Source organism: Streptomyces sp. NBC_00448, assembly GCF_036014115.1.
In the GTDB taxonomy this organism is placed as follows: Bacteria; Actinomycetota; Actinomycetes; order Streptomycetales; family Streptomycetaceae; genus Actinacidiphila.
The window spans coordinates 1321383-1337246 of the sequence record NZ_CP107913.1 but is presented as its reverse complement, the minus strand read 5'-3'; the positions used below and the strand labels follow the sequence as shown (position 1 = coordinate 1337246).

At 72.6% G+C, this 15864-nt stretch carries 14 protein-coding genes; 8 read left to right on the top strand and 6 right to left on the bottom strand.

Features of this window, described 5'->3' with window-relative positions:
• Positions 1-155 precede the first annotated feature (155 nt).
• The gene (locus tag OG370_RS05680) at positions 156-536 is read left to right on the top strand and encodes a hypothetical protein (protein ID WP_328461236.1); all 381 of its coding nucleotides are present in this window, start codon (positions 156-158) and stop codon (positions 534-536) included.
• Positions 537-621: 85 nt separating this feature from the next.
• Here OG370_RS05680 and OG370_RS05675 read toward each other — a convergent pair whose 3' ends face one another.
• Complete coding sequence (locus tag OG370_RS05675) at positions 622-1281, bottom strand: endonuclease (RefSeq protein ID WP_328461234.1); 660 nt, start codon at positions 1279-1281, stop codon at positions 622-624.
• A 68-nt stretch (positions 1282-1349) separates the two neighbouring features.
• Positions 1350-2888: an ATP-dependent DNA ligase gene (locus OG370_RS05670; protein WP_328461232.1), complete on the bottom strand. Its 1539-nt coding sequence runs from the start codon at positions 2886-2888 to the stop codon at positions 1350-1352.
• 86 nt (positions 2889-2974) lie between these two features.
• On the opposite strand from OG370_RS05670, the gene OG370_RS05665 reads away from it, so the two are divergent.
• Complete coding sequence (locus tag OG370_RS05665; protein WP_328461230.1) at positions 2975-3598, top strand: alpha-ketoglutarate-dependent dioxygenase AlkB; 624 nt, start codon at positions 2975-2977, stop codon at positions 3596-3598.
• Here OG370_RS05665 and OG370_RS05660 read toward each other — a convergent pair.
• Positions 3595-4548 (bottom strand): IS481 family transposase, encoded by a 954-nt coding sequence (locus OG370_RS05660; RefSeq protein ID WP_328461228.1) that lies wholly within the window; start codon positions 4546-4548, stop codon positions 3595-3597. The two genes, OG370_RS05665 and OG370_RS05660, sit on opposite strands and share 4 nt — an antisense overlap.
• Positions 4549-4857: 309 nt before the next feature.
• Between OG370_RS05660 and OG370_RS05655 the strand changes: the two genes are divergently transcribed.
• The 6 genes from OG370_RS05655 to OG370_RS05630 all read left to right on the top strand — a co-directional run bounded on the left by OG370_RS05655 (position 4858) and on the right by OG370_RS05630 (position 9704).
• Positions 4858-5397: a type 1 glutamine amidotransferase domain-containing protein gene (locus OG370_RS05655; protein ID WP_328473822.1), complete on the top strand. Its 540-nt coding sequence runs from the start codon at positions 4858-4860 to the stop codon at positions 5395-5397.
• A complete protein-coding gene (locus tag OG370_RS05650) occupies positions 5394-5942 on the top strand; it encodes a DUF5709 domain-containing protein (RefSeq protein WP_328461226.1) in 549 nt (182 codons plus the stop codon). Before OG370_RS05655 ends, OG370_RS05650 begins: the two co-directional genes overlap by 4 nt.
• 150 nt (positions 5943-6092) lie before the next feature.
• Positions 6093-6779 (top strand): hypothetical protein, encoded by a 687-nt coding sequence (locus OG370_RS05645; protein ID WP_328461224.1) that lies wholly within the window; start codon positions 6093-6095, stop codon positions 6777-6779.
• 340 nt (positions 6780-7119) lie between these two features.
• Positions 7120-8061, top strand: coding sequence for a sensor histidine kinase (locus tag OG370_RS05640; RefSeq protein WP_328461222.1), 942 nt, complete (start codon positions 7120-7122; stop codon positions 8059-8061).
• Positions 8062-8158: 97 nt separating this feature from the next.
• Positions 8159-8923: a class I SAM-dependent methyltransferase gene (locus OG370_RS05635; protein ID WP_328461220.1), complete on the top strand. Its 765-nt coding sequence runs from the start codon at positions 8159-8161 to the stop codon at positions 8921-8923.
• Positions 8924-8969: 46 nt separating this feature from the next.
• Positions 8970-9704: a GNAT family N-acetyltransferase gene (locus OG370_RS05630; protein ID WP_328461218.1), complete on the top strand. Its 735-nt coding sequence runs from the start codon at positions 8970-8972 to the stop codon at positions 9702-9704.
• A gap of 108 nt (positions 9705-9812) precedes the next feature.
• Here the strand turns inward: OG370_RS05630 and OG370_RS05625 are convergent, their stop codons facing one another.
• From OG370_RS05625 to OG370_RS05615, 3 genes are all read right to left on the bottom strand, one after another.
• Complete coding sequence (locus OG370_RS05625; protein WP_328461216.1) at positions 9813-10715, bottom strand: aminoglycoside phosphotransferase family protein; 903 nt, start codon at positions 10713-10715, stop codon at positions 9813-9815.
• A 132-nt stretch (positions 10716-10847) separates the two neighbouring features.
• Positions 10848-13469 carry a discoidin domain-containing protein gene (locus tag OG370_RS05620; protein ID WP_443060848.1) on the bottom strand — a complete coding sequence of 874 codons (2622 nt, stop codon included), beginning with the start codon at positions 13467-13469 and terminating at the stop codon, positions 10848-10850.
• A gap of 459 nt (positions 13470-13928) precedes the next feature.
• Positions 13929-15845: a phospholipase C gene (locus OG370_RS05615; RefSeq protein ID WP_328461214.1), complete on the bottom strand. Its 1917-nt coding sequence runs from the start codon at positions 15843-15845 to the stop codon at positions 13929-13931.
• Between the last annotated feature and the right edge of the window lie 19 nt (positions 15846-15864).

Sequence of the window (15864 nt, the reverse complement as noted above, 5' to 3'; positions counted from 1 at the left end):
CCGCGGGCGACGGAACCACCCGGAAAGCCCTCGCCCGTTCGGACCAGTACGGGGTTTTGTCCGGCTCGCAGCGGAAATGCGCTGACCATGGCCCGCCGCGCCCGCGGACCGACCGCCCGCCCGCCGGTCCACCGGACCACCGGAGAGGAATCATCGTGAGTACCGCGCAAGAACAACCCGTTGACCCGTCAGCGCAGGTCGCGGTCGTCCTGGACAGCTGCGTCAAGGAGGACGCGGTCGCCGTCCTGGCCGCGCTCCAGGCGAGCTTCCCGTCCGACCGCGCCGAGGACGACAAACCCGTGGACACGGAGGGCGGCCACCCCACGGTGTGGACGGCCACGTTCGACGTCTCGCGCACCCTCGGTCTGGCCGGCCCCGGCCGGCTCTCCGAACCCGTCACCATCACCGCCCAGGGCGGCTACCTCGCGGTGGACCGGCTCCGGGAGGGCCTCGCGGAGGCGTTCTCGGTCCGCGTGGTCGGCACCGCCGCCGGCGACCAGGAGCAGGAGGCGAGGCTGCGGCTGGAGAACCAGTAACGCGCCGCCGCCCCGGAGACGGCCGACCCAAAACCGGCCGACCCGCCGCCGGGGTGCCCCGGTGCCGCTCGTCCGGCGGTGCCGCTCAGCGCCCGGCGGCCGCCTCCTCGACGGTGGCCACCGCGTGCTTGTCGAGCGCGACGCGGACCAGGGCCGCGGCCAGCACCGACGGGTCGGTGCCGTCGGCGAGCCGCGCCAGGCGGGCGGGGGAGTCGGGCAGGCCGAGGAGTGCGGCCCCCTGGAGCGTCTTCGCGTCGAAGTAGGGTGCCGATTCGGGCCAGACGGCCTGCGCCTCGCGCAGGAAGATGTCCACGCCGGCCGGGCCGAGGCCCGGGAACTCCCGCAGCTCGCGGCGCACTTCCCCCAGGTCACCGTCCGCGCGGGCGCGCATCCTCCGCAGGTCGCCGCCGTACCGTGTCCGCACCAGCTCCGCGCCGTCGCCGAGCTGGGTGGCGGTCCGCTCGTCGTAGCGCCGGTAGCCGCCGCGGCCGAGTGCGTCGACCCGCTGCTGCCAGGTCGCCTCCGCCATCGCGCGCGGGCTGCGCAGGCCCGCCGCCGACAGCTCCCTGGCCGCCGCCACCGCGACACCTGCCCGGATACGGGCGCTGAGCAGGCCGGCCAGCACGAGCAGCCGGTACAGCGGCTGCGGGGTGTCGGTGAGGCGGATGCCCGCCTCGTCGGCGTACGTGCGGCCGTGGAGGTCGAGCAGTGCGCGCACCGTGGCGCGCCGAGTGGTGCGGGCCATGACCGTTCACCTCTCCTCGGGTGCGTCGCCTTCGGGTACCCGGGCAGGCGCGCCGCAACCGGCGGACGCTAGCCGGTGTGGGCGGCGCGGACCGCGGCCACCGTGTCGGCCTGGTCGGGGGTCTTGTCCTCGCGGTAGCGCAGCACCCGGGCGAAGCGCAGCGTCAGGCCCGCCGGGTAGCGCGGCGAGGTCTGCACACCGTCGTAGGCGATCTCCACCACGAGCTCGGGCCGTACGGTCACCACGTGGCCGTCGTCGGAGACCGCGCGGGCCAGCAACTGCTCGGTCTGCCAGTCCAGCAGGGCGTCGGTGAGGCCCTTGAAGGTCTTGCCGAGCATCACGAAGGAGCCGTCGTCGGCCCGCGCGCCCAGGTGCAGGTTGGACAGCTTGCCGGTGCGGCGGCCATGGCCCCACTCGACGGCGAGCACCACCAGGTCCAGGGTGTGCACCGGCTTGACCTTCAGCCAGGTCGCGCCGCGCCGCCCCGCCGCGTACGGACTGCCCGCGGCCTTGATGACGACGCCCTCGTGGCCGCGCGCCAGGGTCGCCGCGAAGAAGTCCTCGGCGGCCCGCGCCTGCTGCTCGTCGCCCGGGTCGGCGACCAGCAGGTTCCGCACCCGGCGCTCGGCCGGGACCAGCGCGGCCAGCGACGCGTGCCGCTCCGCGTACGGCAGGTCCAGCAGGTCGCGGCCCTCGACGGACAGCACGTCGAAGAAGACCGGGTGCACCGGCAGCGCGGCGGCGGCGGTCGCCACGTCCACCCGGGAACCGACCCGGCCCGCGGTCTCCTGGAACGGCCGGGGCCGCCCGTCGGCGTCCAGCGCCAGCACCTCGCCGTCGAGCACGAAGCGTTCGGCGGGCAGCGCGAGGGCGGCGGCCACGATCTCCGGGAGCCGCGCGGTGACGTCCTCCAGGGTGCGGGTGAAGACCTGCACCCGGTCGCCGTCGCGGTGCACCTGGACCCGGATGCCGTCCAGCTTCTCCTCCACCGCGCACGGCCCGAGCCGTACCAGCGCCTCCTCGACGCTCTTCGCCGCGCCGGCCAGCATCGGCAGCAGCGGCCGCCCCACCTGCAACGCGAAGCCGGCCAGTGCCTGCGGGCCGCGGTCCAGCAGGGCCTGCGCCACCGGCTCCAGCGCCCCCGCGAGCATCACCGCCCGCCGTACGTCCGCGGGCCGCGCGGCCGTCGCCGCCGCCAGCCCCTCGATCGCCGCCGCGTCCAGCGCGCCCTGCCGCACCTCCCCGGTGAGCAGCCCCAGCAGGTACTCCTGCTCCGGCGCGGTCGCCGCGCCGAACAGGTCCTGGAGCAGCGCCCGCCGCCCGGCCTGCGCGCCCTGCCCCGACACCTCGCCGACATCGGTGAGCGCCGCGTCGACCGCCCGCACCGTCAGCGTCGGCTCGGTGGCCGGTTCCGCGCGGTCGCGCAGCGCCGCCCAGCCGATGCCCAGCCGGCCCTGCGGCAGGCGCCCGGCCAGGTAGGCGATGGCGATCGGGGCGTCCTCGGGCTGTGCGGCGCGGAAGAACTCGGCGAGCAGCTCCGTCTTGCGGGACCGCGCGGACGTCCGCGCGACCTCCCTGGAGACCCGGGCGACCTCGGCGAAGAGCATGCCCCCATCGTGCGCCGACCGGGCGCCACGCGCTCCCGCACCCTCCAGATTCGAATGAACGTACGAATATCGGTTACGCTGGTGGTATGCACCATCAGCAGGCGTCCCTCTTCGACACCAGCGGGCCCGGCCTCGGCGGCCTCGCCGCGGTCCACCGCACCCGCCTTGGTGACGGCGCCTGGATCGACACCCTCCCCGGCTGGCTCACCGGCGCCGACGACCTGTTCGAGCGCCTCGCCACGGAGGTGCCCTGGCGGGCCGAGCGGCGCCTCATGTACGACAACGTGGTGGCCGTCCCCCGGCTGCTGGCCCACTACGGTGCCGGCGAGCCGCTGCCCGACCCCGTGCTCGAACGCGCCCGCGACGCCCTCGGCGCCTACTACGCGGCGGAACTCGGCGAGCCGTTCACCACGGCCGGGCTGTGCTACTACCGCGACGGGCGGGACAGCGTCGCCTGGCACGGCGACCGTACGGGGCGGGGTAGCACCCGGGACACGCTCGTCGCGATCCTCTCCCTCGGCGAGCCCCGGCCACTCCTGCTGCGCCCGCGCGGCGGCGGCCCCGCCACGGTTCGCCGGCCCCTCGGGCACGGTGACCTCATCGTCATGGGCGGGTCCTGCCAGCGGACGTGGGACCACGCGATCCCCAAGACGCGCTCCGCGGTGGGCGGCCGGATCAGCGTCCAGTTCCGCCCCCACGGAGTGCGCTAGGTGTACTGACCCGTTAGGTTGGGGACGCGGCTGGCGGGTGGTTGGCCTTTGAGTGCGGTGTGTCCGCGGTGGTGATTGTAGGTGTGGAGCCACTGCTGATAGGCGGCGCGTCGTTCGGCGTCGGTGCGGTAGGGCTTCGCGTAGGCCCATTCGTCCAGCAGGGTGCGGTTGAACCGTTCGACCTTGCCGTTGGTCTGGGGCCGGTAGGGCCGGGTGCGTTTGTGTGAAATACCTTGCTCGGCAAGGGAGTTGCGCCACAGATGTGACTTGTAGCAGGAGCCGTTGTCGGTCAGGACCCGCTGGACGGTGATACCGGCGGCGGCGAAGAAGGCGTGGGCGCGCTGCCAGAACCCGACGGCGGTCTCTTTCTTCTCGTCGGCCAGGATTTCGCTGTAGGCCAGGCGGGAGTGGTCGTCGATGGCGTTGTGCAGGAAGCTCATGCCCGCCTTGGTGCGGTTCTTGCGGCCTGCTTGCCGGCCGAGGACCTTGTGGCCGCCGCCGTCGGGGATGTTGCCGAGTTTCTTGATGTCGACGTGGACGAGGTCGCCGGGGGCGGCGTGTTCGTAGCGGCGGATCACCCGGCCGGTGGCACGGTCCAGGTGGGCCAGACGGGCCAGCCGGTAGCGGGTCAGGACACGGTGCACGGTCGCCGGGTTCAGCCCGAGAAGGTAGGCGATACGGGCCGGTCCCCACCGGCGCAGGACACGGACCTTGATGATCCGCCGCTCGGTACGGGTCGGTGTCCGGCGCGGGCTGGAGTGCGGGCGCGAGGAGCGGTCGACCATCCCGGCCTCGCCCAGCTCCCGGTAGCGGGCCGCCCACCGCTGAGCCGTGGTGGGCGAGACCTGGAAGCGTTCGGCGGCCCGGCGCAGGGTCCACCGGTCGTCAACGATGCAGCGGGCCAGCCGCAGACGGCCGGTCTCGGTCAGAGGTGCATTACGGTGGGGCATGAGGGCCTTCTGATCGTTCGATGTCGATGTCGCAATCCACACCGAACCCGGAAGGCCCTTACTCGTTCAAGATCACCCCACCGTGATCACTGTCACCAACCTCCGTGGACAGAACACCTAGGGCCTGTCCCCCTGGGGGTGTGTTCTGCCGTCCGCCCGGTGGGGCCGATCTGCGGGTTGGCGGCGCGGGGGACTCGGAGGGATGGTGGAAAGCGGGTGAAATGCCCGTTTCTGCACCAGGTGAAGGGGTAGGCGGGGTCCGTGGTCATGCGGCTGCGCCCACCCCGAACACGAGAGGACGTGATGGACGTGCGGAGCGCGATCCTCGTGGCGCCCCAGGGAGTGGAGCAGAGCGAGCTGACCTCGCCGTTGCGGGCGCTGACCGAGGCCGGTGCCCACCCGCAGGTGGTCGCGCCGCTGCCCGGGACCGTACTGGCGTACAACTACCTGGAACCGGGCGACACCTTCCCGGTCGACGTGACCCTCGACGAGGCGTCCGCGGCCGACTTCGACCTGCTGGTGCTGCCCGGCGGCGTGCCGAACTCCGACGCGCTGCGGCTGCACCAGGGCGCCGTGGACTTCGTCCGCGCCTTCTTCGCCGCGGGCAAACCGGTCGCGGCGATCTGCCACGGCCCCTGGCAACTGGTGGAGGCCGACGCGGTGCGCGGCCGCACCGTCACCTCGTGGCCCAGCCTTCGCACCGACCTGCGCAACGCGGGCGCCACCTGGATGGACGAGCAGGTCCGGGTCTGCACCAACGGCCCGAACACCCTGATCACCAGCCGGATGCCTGCCGACCTGGACGCTTTCAACGGCGCGGTCCTCGACGAGATGAGCGCACGCACATGACTCAGCAGCAGCGCGGACCGGACGACCTCGGCCGCGGCGACGACGTGTACCAGCCCGACAAGGGCGGCGACCGCGACATCCGAGAGGACACCGGGCCGCTCGAACCCGAGGACACCCTCGACGACCGCGGTGTGGTCGACGTCCTCGACGAGGGGTACTCACCGCCCGACCGCCCGCTGGTCGTCGAGGACACCGGCACCACCGGCGACGAGCAGCAAGCCGGCGACTCGCTGGACGACCGGCTCGCCCGCGAGCGCCCGGACCGGCAGCCGCCGCGCGGCGACGGCCTCGGCGACGCCTCGGACACCGACGGCGAACTGCTCGACCCGGAGGCGGGCGACCTGCGCTCCGGCCGTCTGGTCGGCCCCGACGAGGGCGCGCACTCCCGGGAGGACGGCGTGACCGGCGAGGACGTGGGCATCGACGGCGGCGCCGCCTCGGCGGAGGAGGCCGCGGTGCACCTGGTGGCCGATGCGGACCTGCCCGACGAGGAGGACGGCTCCGGGCCCGGGAGCGGCGGTGGAACCGCGGGCGGCGGCCGGTGAGCCGTCCCCGCTCCGGCGGAAGGTGAGGGGCGCGGACGGCCGGACCGTAGCACCGTAGGACATGGAGGAACTCACGACGCAGGGCGCGGACGGCCGCCGGGATCGGGCAGACCCCGAGGTCCCCGCGAGCGCAGACAAGGAGCCGGTGGCATGAGCGAAGCGAGCGAGCGCGAGGAGATGCCCGATCGTCCGGGCACGGGCGCGCCGGCGCCGGACCGGGCCGGTCCGGGCGGTGCGAGCGTGGCTCCGGACGACCCGGGTGCGGACCTGGGCGCGGGCGCGGCCGCCGGTGGCGGCGCGGCCACGCACGAGCGGGTGGCGGACGCCGACGGCGGGGGCGGCCACGGCCGGTGGAGCCGGGGGCGCCGGCACTCCGGGCGCGGCGCCGCCGGGCACGACGGCCACCACGACGTGCCCACCGGGCTCGCGGCCAGCCTCGTGACGTCCGGCGGTCTGCTGCTGGCGATGGTCGAGGACCTGCGGATGCGGGGCGGGGACACCCCCGAGGAGGTGCGGCCCTTGGCCGACACCTTCGCCCGGCACCTCGCGGCCAAGGAGGCCACCGTCAGCAAGGTGCTGGAGCGGCACGGCGAGTCGGCCCGTCTCGTGGGGCGGGACCGGCAGGAGGGCGAGCTGATCCAGGGCATCCTCGACCGCGCGCTCACCGGCCGGCACCCCGAGGAGACCCGGCGCCTGACGATCGACGGCGCCCTCACCCAGATGTACCAGTACCTCTTCCACGAGCGGCGCGACCTCGTGCCGGCGCTGGAGCGGGCGGTGCCGGCCGACGAGAGCGAGACGCTGTCCGCGGCCTTCGAGGCGATCAACCACGACTGACGACGGCACGGCGCTGCCCGGCGGTGCCACGGCGGACGGGGGCACGGCGATGAGCGGTACGGCGGTGGGCGGTGCGGAAGCCGGCGGTAGGGAAGCTGGTGGTGCGGAAGCCGATGGTACGGAATTCGGCGGTCCGGAAGTCGCCGGGGCGGCGGCGGGCGGAGTCACGGCGGGTGCCGGCACGGGCGGCGTTCTCACGGCGGCCCTCGCGCCGCCCGCCCCCGGAACGGCCATCGGAACGGCCATCGGGACGGCCATGGGGCAGCCCCCCGACAAGGTCATCTTTTCGGGGCGCATACTGGCGAGACCGGTACACGTGTCCGAAAGGGGGCCGGAGGACGTGGAGCCCGCCGCCAGCGCCTTCTCGCACCCTGCCTTCTTCTACCGCGACGACGCCGAATACCTCGACAGCACCCTCTCCTTCGTCCGGGACGGCCTGGCCGCCGGCGAGCCGGTCGCCGTCGCGGTCCCCGGGGAGCGGATGGCGTTGCTGCACAACGCGCTGGGGCCGCTCGCGGACGGTGTGCACTTCACCGACATGGCCCGAGCGGGCCGCAACCCCGGCCGGATCATCCCGGGCGTGCTCGCCGCATTCGCCGACGCGCAGCCGGTCGGCCCGGTCCGGATCGTGGCCGAACCGGTCTGGCCGGGCCGCACCCCGCTGGAGTACCCGGCCTGCGTCCAGCACGAGGCCCTGGTCAACGCGGCGTTCGACGGCCGCCGGGCCACGATCCTGTGCCTGTACGACGCGTCGCGGCTCGGTCCGCAGGCCCTCGGCGACGCCTGCGTCACCCACCCGGTGCTGATCGAGGGCGGGCGGCGCCGGATCAGCGCGCACTACGCCCCGGAGTTGGCGGTCGCCTCCTACAACGTGCCGCTGGCGGAACCGCGGTTCGCCGCGTCGTACACCTTCGACGACGAACGGCTGCGGGCCGCACGGCAGTTCGCCGTGCAGGCCGCCGACGCGCTGGGGCTGGCCGGCCCGCGGCTGGACGACCTGGCGCTCGCTGTCGCCGAACTGACCACCAACAGCGTGCTGCACGGCGGTGGTTCGGGGGTGGTGCGGGTGTGGGCCGAGCACGGGCACGTCGCCTGCGAGGTGCGCGACGGCGGACGGCTGGTCGACCCGCTGGCCGGCAGCCGGCTGCCGCCGCCCGGACGACCCGGCGGGCGCGGCCTGTTGATGGTCCATCAGCTCGCCGACCTCGTCCGCACCCATACCGGCACGGCCGGCACCGCGATCCGCTGCTACCTGACGCTGAACCCGCCGGCGCCGGCGTGAGCGTTGCGGGCCTGGGTCGGCGTGCGAGCCGGGACCCGGGCCGGGGTGCGAGCAAAACCGGTTGCCGCGGCTCGGCCGATCCCCCGAGAGTGAGCGGATGAACCGCACCTTCGACGACCTGGTGGCCGAGGCCGACGCCGTGTCCGTGGCCGGCTGGGACTTCTCCTGGCTGGACGGGCGGGCGAGCGAGCAGCGTCCCTCGTGGGGATACCAGCGGCTGATGGCGGAGCGGCTGGGCCGGGCCTCGGCCGCGCTGGACATCCAGACCGGCGGTGGCGAGGTGCTGGCCGGCGCGCCGTCCTTCCCGCCGGTGATGGCCGCGACCGAGTCCTGGCCGCCGAACGTCGCGAAGGCCACCGCGCTGCTGCACCCGCGCGGCGCGGTCGTGGTCGCCGACGCCGACGAGCCGCCGCTGCCCTTCGCGGACGAGGCGTTCGACCTGGTCACCAGCCGTCACCCGGTCACGGCGTGGTGGCATGAGATCGCCCGGGTGCTGCGGCCGGGCGGCACCTACTTCTCCCAGCACGTCGGCCCGGACAGCGCCGTGGAGGTGTACGAGTTCTTCCTCGGCCCGCAGCCCCACGCCGACCGCGGCCCGCGCCACCCCGACACGGCGAGGGCGGCCGCCGCCGAGGCCGGTCTCGACGTGCTCGACCTGCGCTACGAACGGCTGCGGATGGAGTTCCACGACGTCGGCGCGATGGTGTACTTCCTGCGCAAGGTGATCTGGATGGTGCCCGACTTCACCGTCGAGCGCTACCGCGACCGGCTGCGCGACCTGCACGAACTCATCGCCGCCGAGGGCCCGTTCGTGGCCCACTCGACCCGCTTCCTGATCGAGGCCCGCAAACCGCTCCGCTGACCCACCGGTTCGGGCACCCGAGGGTCAAGGCTGGCATGATCGGAATATGTCGACAAGACCTGTGCCGGACCCCCTGCTGGACAGCGCCCGCGGACTGTGGGAGCAACTGGCCGCGGTGCCGGTGTCGTTCCCGTCCGGTGAGGGCGTGCGGGTGGTCACCTCGCCGGAGTCGCGGTTCTGCCCGGCGGGATGGGTCGGGGTGGTGGTGCTGGGAGGCTCCGCGCTGGTGACCGCGCCCGGCCGGCAGGCCGCCGCGATCGTTCGTGACGCGTTCGCCGAGCTAGCGGCGACGGCCGTCGCCAATGCGGAGGCCGTTCGCGAGGTGCTGCCGGTGGCAAGAGTGCTCGGTCCGGCGGCGCTGGCGTACGTCTCCGCGGCCGGGTTCCGTCCGGTGGCGGACAGCGTGCGGTCGGCGGAGCAACGTCCGGGAGACCACGCGGAGTTGCGGAACCTGGAGAAGCTGGCGGGCCGGGAGGACACCGAGGAGGCCGGCCTGGACGAGATCACCTCGCCCGCGTTCGTGGTCCGCGCCGATGGGCAGGTGGTCGCCGCCGCCGGCTACCGGACCTGGCCGCGGCGGACCGCCCACATCGGCGTGCTGACCGCACCGGCGTGGAGGCGGCGGGGCCTGGCGAGGGTCGTGGGCTCCGCGGCAACCGCACATGCGCTCGCCGCCGGCCTGCTGCCCCAATGGCGGGCACGGGTGCCGGCCTCCCGACAGGTGGCGCTCGCGCTCGGCTTCAGGGAGTTGGGCACCCAGCTCAGCATCCAACTCGGGTGAGCGGGAGACCCTGGCTCTCCGAAGTGCCCCGGGGGCCAGGGGTTTTGCGGCGTGTGGATGGCCTGCCGCGGCTCTTGCCGGGGCGAGCACGGAAAGGGCCGTACGTGCTCAGGGGTGCTGGGTCACTGTTCGGATGACGTGGCGGGCGTTGTGGGCCATGGTGGGGTTGGTGGTGCGGTAGTAGGGGAGGGCGATCAGGGCCTGGGAGAGGGCTCGGGCGCGGGCGCGGTGCCAGGTGGGGGTGTCGACGGCGAGGGTGTCGCGGAAGGCGTGCCGGGCGGGGGCGGGGAGGAGGTTCCACGCCGGGATGAGGTCGCAGGCGGGGTCGCCGGCTCCGGTGCAGCCGAAGTCGATCACCGCGGTCAGCCGGCCGGCGCCGTCGACGAGCAGGTTGCCGGGCATCAGGTCGGCGTGCAGCCAGACCGGGGGACCGTCAGGGCCCGGGGCGCCCAGCGCGTCGTCCCATATCGCGGCCACGGCGTCGCAGTCGACGTTCTCCTGGGGGAGGTGGCGCAGCGCGGCGATCGCCGTACGGGTGGGCGCGTCGAGCGCGGAGAGCGGCCCGCCGCGGTAGGCGGCCGGCGCACCCGGGAGGGACACGCTCCGCATCGCCGCCACGAACGCCGCCAAGTCCCGTGCCAGCGCGACGGGGTCGGTCAGCGCACCCGCCTCGGGAGTGCGTCCGTCCAGCCACCGCAGGACCGACCAGGCCCACGGATACTCCTCGGCCGGCTTCCCGACCGCGAGCACCTCGGGCACGGCCACGGGCAGGAGAGGGGCGAGCCGAGGCAGCCACTCCTGTTCCAGCGCCACGTCGGCGGCGCCGCCCCGCACCAGCGGCAGCCGTACCACCAGGTCGTCCCCGAGCCGGTACATCGCGTTCACCGTGCCCCCGGACGCGAGCCGCCGCACCGTACGACCCGACCACCGCGGGAACTGCCCCGCGACCAGCCGCCGTACGAGGTCGTCCCCGATCGGATGCTGATCCGGGTGCATCTGCCCTGCGCTCATGCGGCGCGAGTCTATGCCGACCGGCGCCCCGGGACCGGGACAGCGGAAGGGACCGCCGTCCGCTGCCGGACGACGGCCCCCTCCCGCACTGTTCACCGTGTACTGCGTGCGCCCTTCCCCACCGCGGTGCGGCTACGGGTAGCTGGTCACCGTCGACGGGGTGGTCGAGGTACCCGAGGTACCCGGTCCCGTGTCATTGATGACGTGGGCGTACTGGCCCATCCCGCCGAGCGACACCACGAGCAGGTCGTGGAACTTCACCCCTGGCGTGTTCGGCGCCTCGAACCCGTGGTCCTGGATGATCGTCGGGTCCGCGGTGAAGTTGCAGTAGCTGCCCAGTCCCCAGCCCTCGTGGCTGGTGACGTTGTTGTCCACCTTGTAGGCGGCGAAACCTCGGGTGTTGCCGTTCTGGATGGCCGCCTGGTTGGGCGGATCGTAGGCGATCTCGTTCTGGAAGAAGATCGTCTTCCCGTTCTGGCCCGCCCACTCGACGTCGTACTTCTCGAAGTGCTCCACGAACAGGCCGGTCGCCAGCACGTTGTTGCCGTTGACCTTCAGGCCCTCGTCCGCCGGGTTGGTGGTCCACCCGACGCCCGCGCCGTGGTCGGCCCGCCACAGCCAGGTGTGGTCGATCACCACGTCGTTGCTGTTGATCTCGAAGGCCGTACCCGCCTGGCCCGGGCCCGCGCCGCCGACCCGCGCGAACACGTCCTGGATGGTCGTCGGGTTGCTCGCGTGGCTCGCCGAGGAGCCCGGCGCGCCGACCTGCAGCAGTTGCGGCGACTTGCCGGCGCCCGCGTCGATCAGGAAGCCGGCCAGCTTCACGCCGTCCACGTCGGCGACCTTCATCGCGTCCACGCCGTTGTCCGGGATGACCGTGGCGTAACCGAGGCCGAGCACCACCGTGTTGGCGCGGGTGACGTTGATCGGCTGGTCGATGTGGTAGATGCCCGGGGTGAGCACCAGGTTGAGGCCCTGCGCGAGCGCCGCGTTGATGGTCTCCGCGGACACGCCGGGCTTCGCGACGTAGAACTGGGTCAGCGGGATCGAGGTGCCCGGCGTGTTCGGCCAGTCCACCCCGCTGGCGTTGGTGCGCATGTTCGGCACGAACACCTGGTAGTTGCCGCTGCCGTCCAGGTACATGTACGGCTTGTCCCGCGACTCGGGCGTGGTGTTCAGCGTCGTGTAGACCGGGTTCGGGAAGCCCTGGGCGGGAGCACCCTGGACACCGGAGAACACCATGTTCCACACGCCGTTGGTCCAGCCGCCGATCGAGCTGTCACGGGTGTACCACTGCTGCTGCGAGTACGGGCCGACGGTGCCGTCGATCTTGCTGTCGGCGATGTAGCCGCCGCTGGCCCAACCGTAGCCGTTGGGCGCCAGGTTGAGGCCGCCCTCGACGTGCATGCGGCGGAACGGCGCGGCCTGCGCGACGGCCCAGCGGTCGTCCCCGCTGACCGGCTTGATGGCCATGTTCTCCACGCTGCGCCAGAAGTTCTGCGTGGCGTTGCCGTTGAACCAGCCGGCGTCCACGGTCATGTCGCCGTTGATCTGGACGTCGTCCGGGTTCTTGCCGAGACCGGAGACGGACGTGTAGAAGCCGATCTGGTCGTTGATGTTGTTGTACGTGCCCGGCTTGAAGAACACCTGGTAGCGGGCGTCGCCGAACTGGTTGCTCTCCTGCTGGGCGAAGATCGAGTCCAACTGCCCCTGGATGTCGGGCGTCGAGGGGTCGAAGACCTTCACGTTCGGGCCGAGGTCGCCGCCGCCCTGGATCGGGCCGGTGCCGCCACCGGTGGTGCCGCCGTTGTCCCCGCCGCCGGAGTCGTCGCCCGCGGTGCCGTAGACCTGGAACTCCCAGAGCGAGTAGCCGTACTGGGTGCCGCGCGCGGTCCCGTACATCCGCACGTAGCGGCCGGAGCCGGTGACGTTCAGCGTCTGGTTGCCGCCGGTGCCGGTGGTGGTGGAGTAGACGTCGGTCCAGGTCGAACCGTCGTCCGAGGTCTGGATCTTGAACGACTTGCCGTACGCCGTCTCCCAGTTGAGGGTGACGGAGCTGATCGTCGAGGTGGCGCCCAGGTCGACCTGGAGCCACTGCGGGTCGGAGGCGGCGCTGGACCAGCGGGTGCCGGTGTCGCCGTCGACCGCCGCGGAGGCCGGGGTGCCGGCGTTCTCGGTCGAGGAGGCGGTCGCCGGGCGGCCCTGCGAGATCAGGGTCGCGCCGCTCGGCGGAGTGGTGCCGCCGGCCGAGCCGTAGACCTGGAACTCCCAGAGCGAGTAGCCGTATCCGGTGGCGCGCGCGGTGCCGTACATCCGGACATAACGCCCGGAACCGTTTACGGAAACCGTCTGCTTGCCGCCGGTTCCGGTCGTGGTGGAGTACGCGTCGGTCCAGTTGGCGCCGTCCGACGACAGCTGGATCTTGAACGCGGTGGCGTACGCCGTCTCCCAGTTGAGGGTCACCGAGGTGATGGTGGCGGAGGCGCCGAGGTCGACCTGGAGCCACTGTGGGTCGGAGGCGGCGCTGGACCAGCGGGTGCCGGTGTCGCCGTCGACGGCCGCGGAGGCGGGGGTGCCGGCGTTCTCGGTGGAGGAGGCGGTGGCGGTCTTGCCCTGCGAGAGCAGGCTGTCGGCCGCGTGGGCGGACCGCATCGGCACGAACAGCAGCAGCGAGACGACCAGGGCGGTGATCACCGCGGCCACGATGTTCCGCCGTCTGCGACGGTCCGCGGGCGCCACGGGTCTCAGCGCCATGGTGCCGGTGGGGGGAGGGAGCATGGGCGACTCTCCTGATTCCAGGGTGGGGGGTCAAACGTGTCGAACTCCGGGCGGGCGCCCACCGGTTGATCAGTGAGAGCGCTCTCCCGACGCACACCGGAATGTTTCTCCCTGTGTTTCATCCATGTCAAGAGTTGTGCGCAAAGCCCGTATCGGAATACGGAGGGATGTCAGGCGTGACCGTGAGCGGTGAAATGCGTTCAGCTCGTGAACACAACGCGGCGCGACCGTCCGGCGGTTGCTTCAAGGCCCGACGCGTGTGCGGGCGTGGCGGAGCGGCGTGCCCGGGCATGGCGGAGGGGCCGCCCCGGAGACTTCCGGGACGGCCCCTCGCAGGCCCCGTGCGTGGCGGCCGAAGGTGCTCTAGCGCTCTAGCGCTCTAGCGCTCTAGCGCTCTAGCGCGGTGGTGCGGTGGTGCCTTGCGCGGTGGCGCGGTCAGGCCACGCTGCGCGTGGCGCGGTTCCGGCGGGCGTAGTACAGCGCGCCGCCGCCGACCACCAGGACGCCCGCGGTGATGCCGAGCGGCAGGGCGGGGGAGGAGGTACCGGTCTGCGCGAGCTGCGTGGACGGGTCGTTGCCGCCGCCGGTCGAGCTGCTCGACGAGCCGCCGCTGCCGCCGTGCCCGGGCTTGCCCGGCTTGCCGGGGGGCGTCGGGTGGCTGCTGATCTGCTTGACCGACTTCACCGAGCCGTTGGTGTTCAGCAGCACCTGCTTGTTGTTCGGGTGCTTGAAGTCGAACGCGCCGGTGAGGCTGCCCGCGCGGGCGTCGAAGGACCCGTCACCGATCCGGCCGGTCTTCCAGTTGTCCTCGATGAACTTCGTGATCGACGCCTGCTCGGTCTGCGTGTGGTCGACCGAGTTCACCTTGCTGTAGGGCGAGATGACCAGCAGCGGCTGCCGGGTGCCGGGGCCGCAGCGGTCGTTGTAGCCCTGCGCGGCGGCCGGGCCGGCCTGGCAGGCGGGGCTGTCGGCGGCCTTGTTGTTGGAGCCGACCGTGGTGTCCTTGGAGCCGTTGTGCGGCACCGCGTAGGCGTGGTCGTACCAGCCGTCGGAGTCGTCGTACGCCACCACGACCGCGGTGTCCTTCCAGTCCGCGGAGGACTGGATCGCGTTGATCTCCTTGACCAGGAAGTTCTGCTCGTCGATCGGGTCGGAGTAGGCCGCGTGGCCGTCCTGGTACTCGGCCGCCTTCAGGAAGCTGACGGCGGGCAGGTTGCCGGCCTTCAGCGCCGAGTCGAAGTCGGTCAGGTCGTAGTTGTGGTTCGCCTGGCCGTTGTGGCCGATCTCGGCCGTGTTCTTGGGCGGCAGGTGGTGCGGGTTGGACGTGGACTTGTAGTACTGGAACGGCGAGTGGTGCGGGCTGTAGTCGACCGAGGAGGCGCCGGCCACGTTGGCGTGCGTGCTGCCCAGGCAGCTGGCGTAGTCGCCCTGCTTGCCGTCCCACGCGGTGGAGGGGCGGAAGCCGCCCTGGAACCAGCCCCAGCTGACCTTCTGGGAGTTGAGCAGGTCGCCGACGTTCTTGCCGGTCAGCTCACCGAGCGCGTTGGTGCTGGTGTGGCTGTTGTCCGAGCAGTCGTCGAAGGCCGGGTCGGGGTCGTTGGCGACCGTGCCGACACCCTTGGCGTTCGGGGAGACCACGGTGTACGGGTCGGGCGTGGCGGTCTGCTTCGGGTTCTCCGTGCCGGACTTCGGGTCCACCGAGATCACGCCGTGCGTCTGGCCGGAGACCAGGTTGAGCGCACCCGGGGTCGAGGGGCCGTAGTTGGAGCTGTAGGAGTTGTCGCCGAGCGTGTAGTGCTGGGCGTAGTTCCACAGGCCGGTGACCGTGTTGCCGTCGTAGTAGTCCATCACCAGGCCGGGCTGGTAGAACAGGCCGCCCGAGCACTTGCCGGAGTCGGTGTTCTGCACGTACTGGTCGGCCTTGCCGCCGTTCGCGGCGTACTGCTCGGGGCCGTAGGAGTGGTTCTGGTCGCAGGTGACGGCCTCGGACGGGCTCAGCCGCTGCGGCGCGTACTGGTTCGGGTTCTTCTTGACCAGGCCGGCGTGCGCGGCCGTGTCGATGTTCTTCGGCGTGTTCTTCGCCGCGGTGAACTTCGTGCCGTCGGTGTTGGCGGCCTGCGGGTAGGTGCCGAAGTAGTGGTCGAACGACACGTTCTCGTCGAAGAGGACCACCAGGTGCTTGATCGGGGTGGTCGTGCTGTCGCCGCCGCCGCTGTGGTGCGCGGTGTCGGCGTGGGCGGGCGCGGTTCCGCCCAGCAGTACGAGCGCCGCTGCTCCGGCGAACGCCCCCCAGCGCGCGGTCCGCTGCCGCGGACCTCTTCTTGACCTGCTCGTACTGCCCGTGGTGCTCATGCTGTGTCAGCCTCCGCTT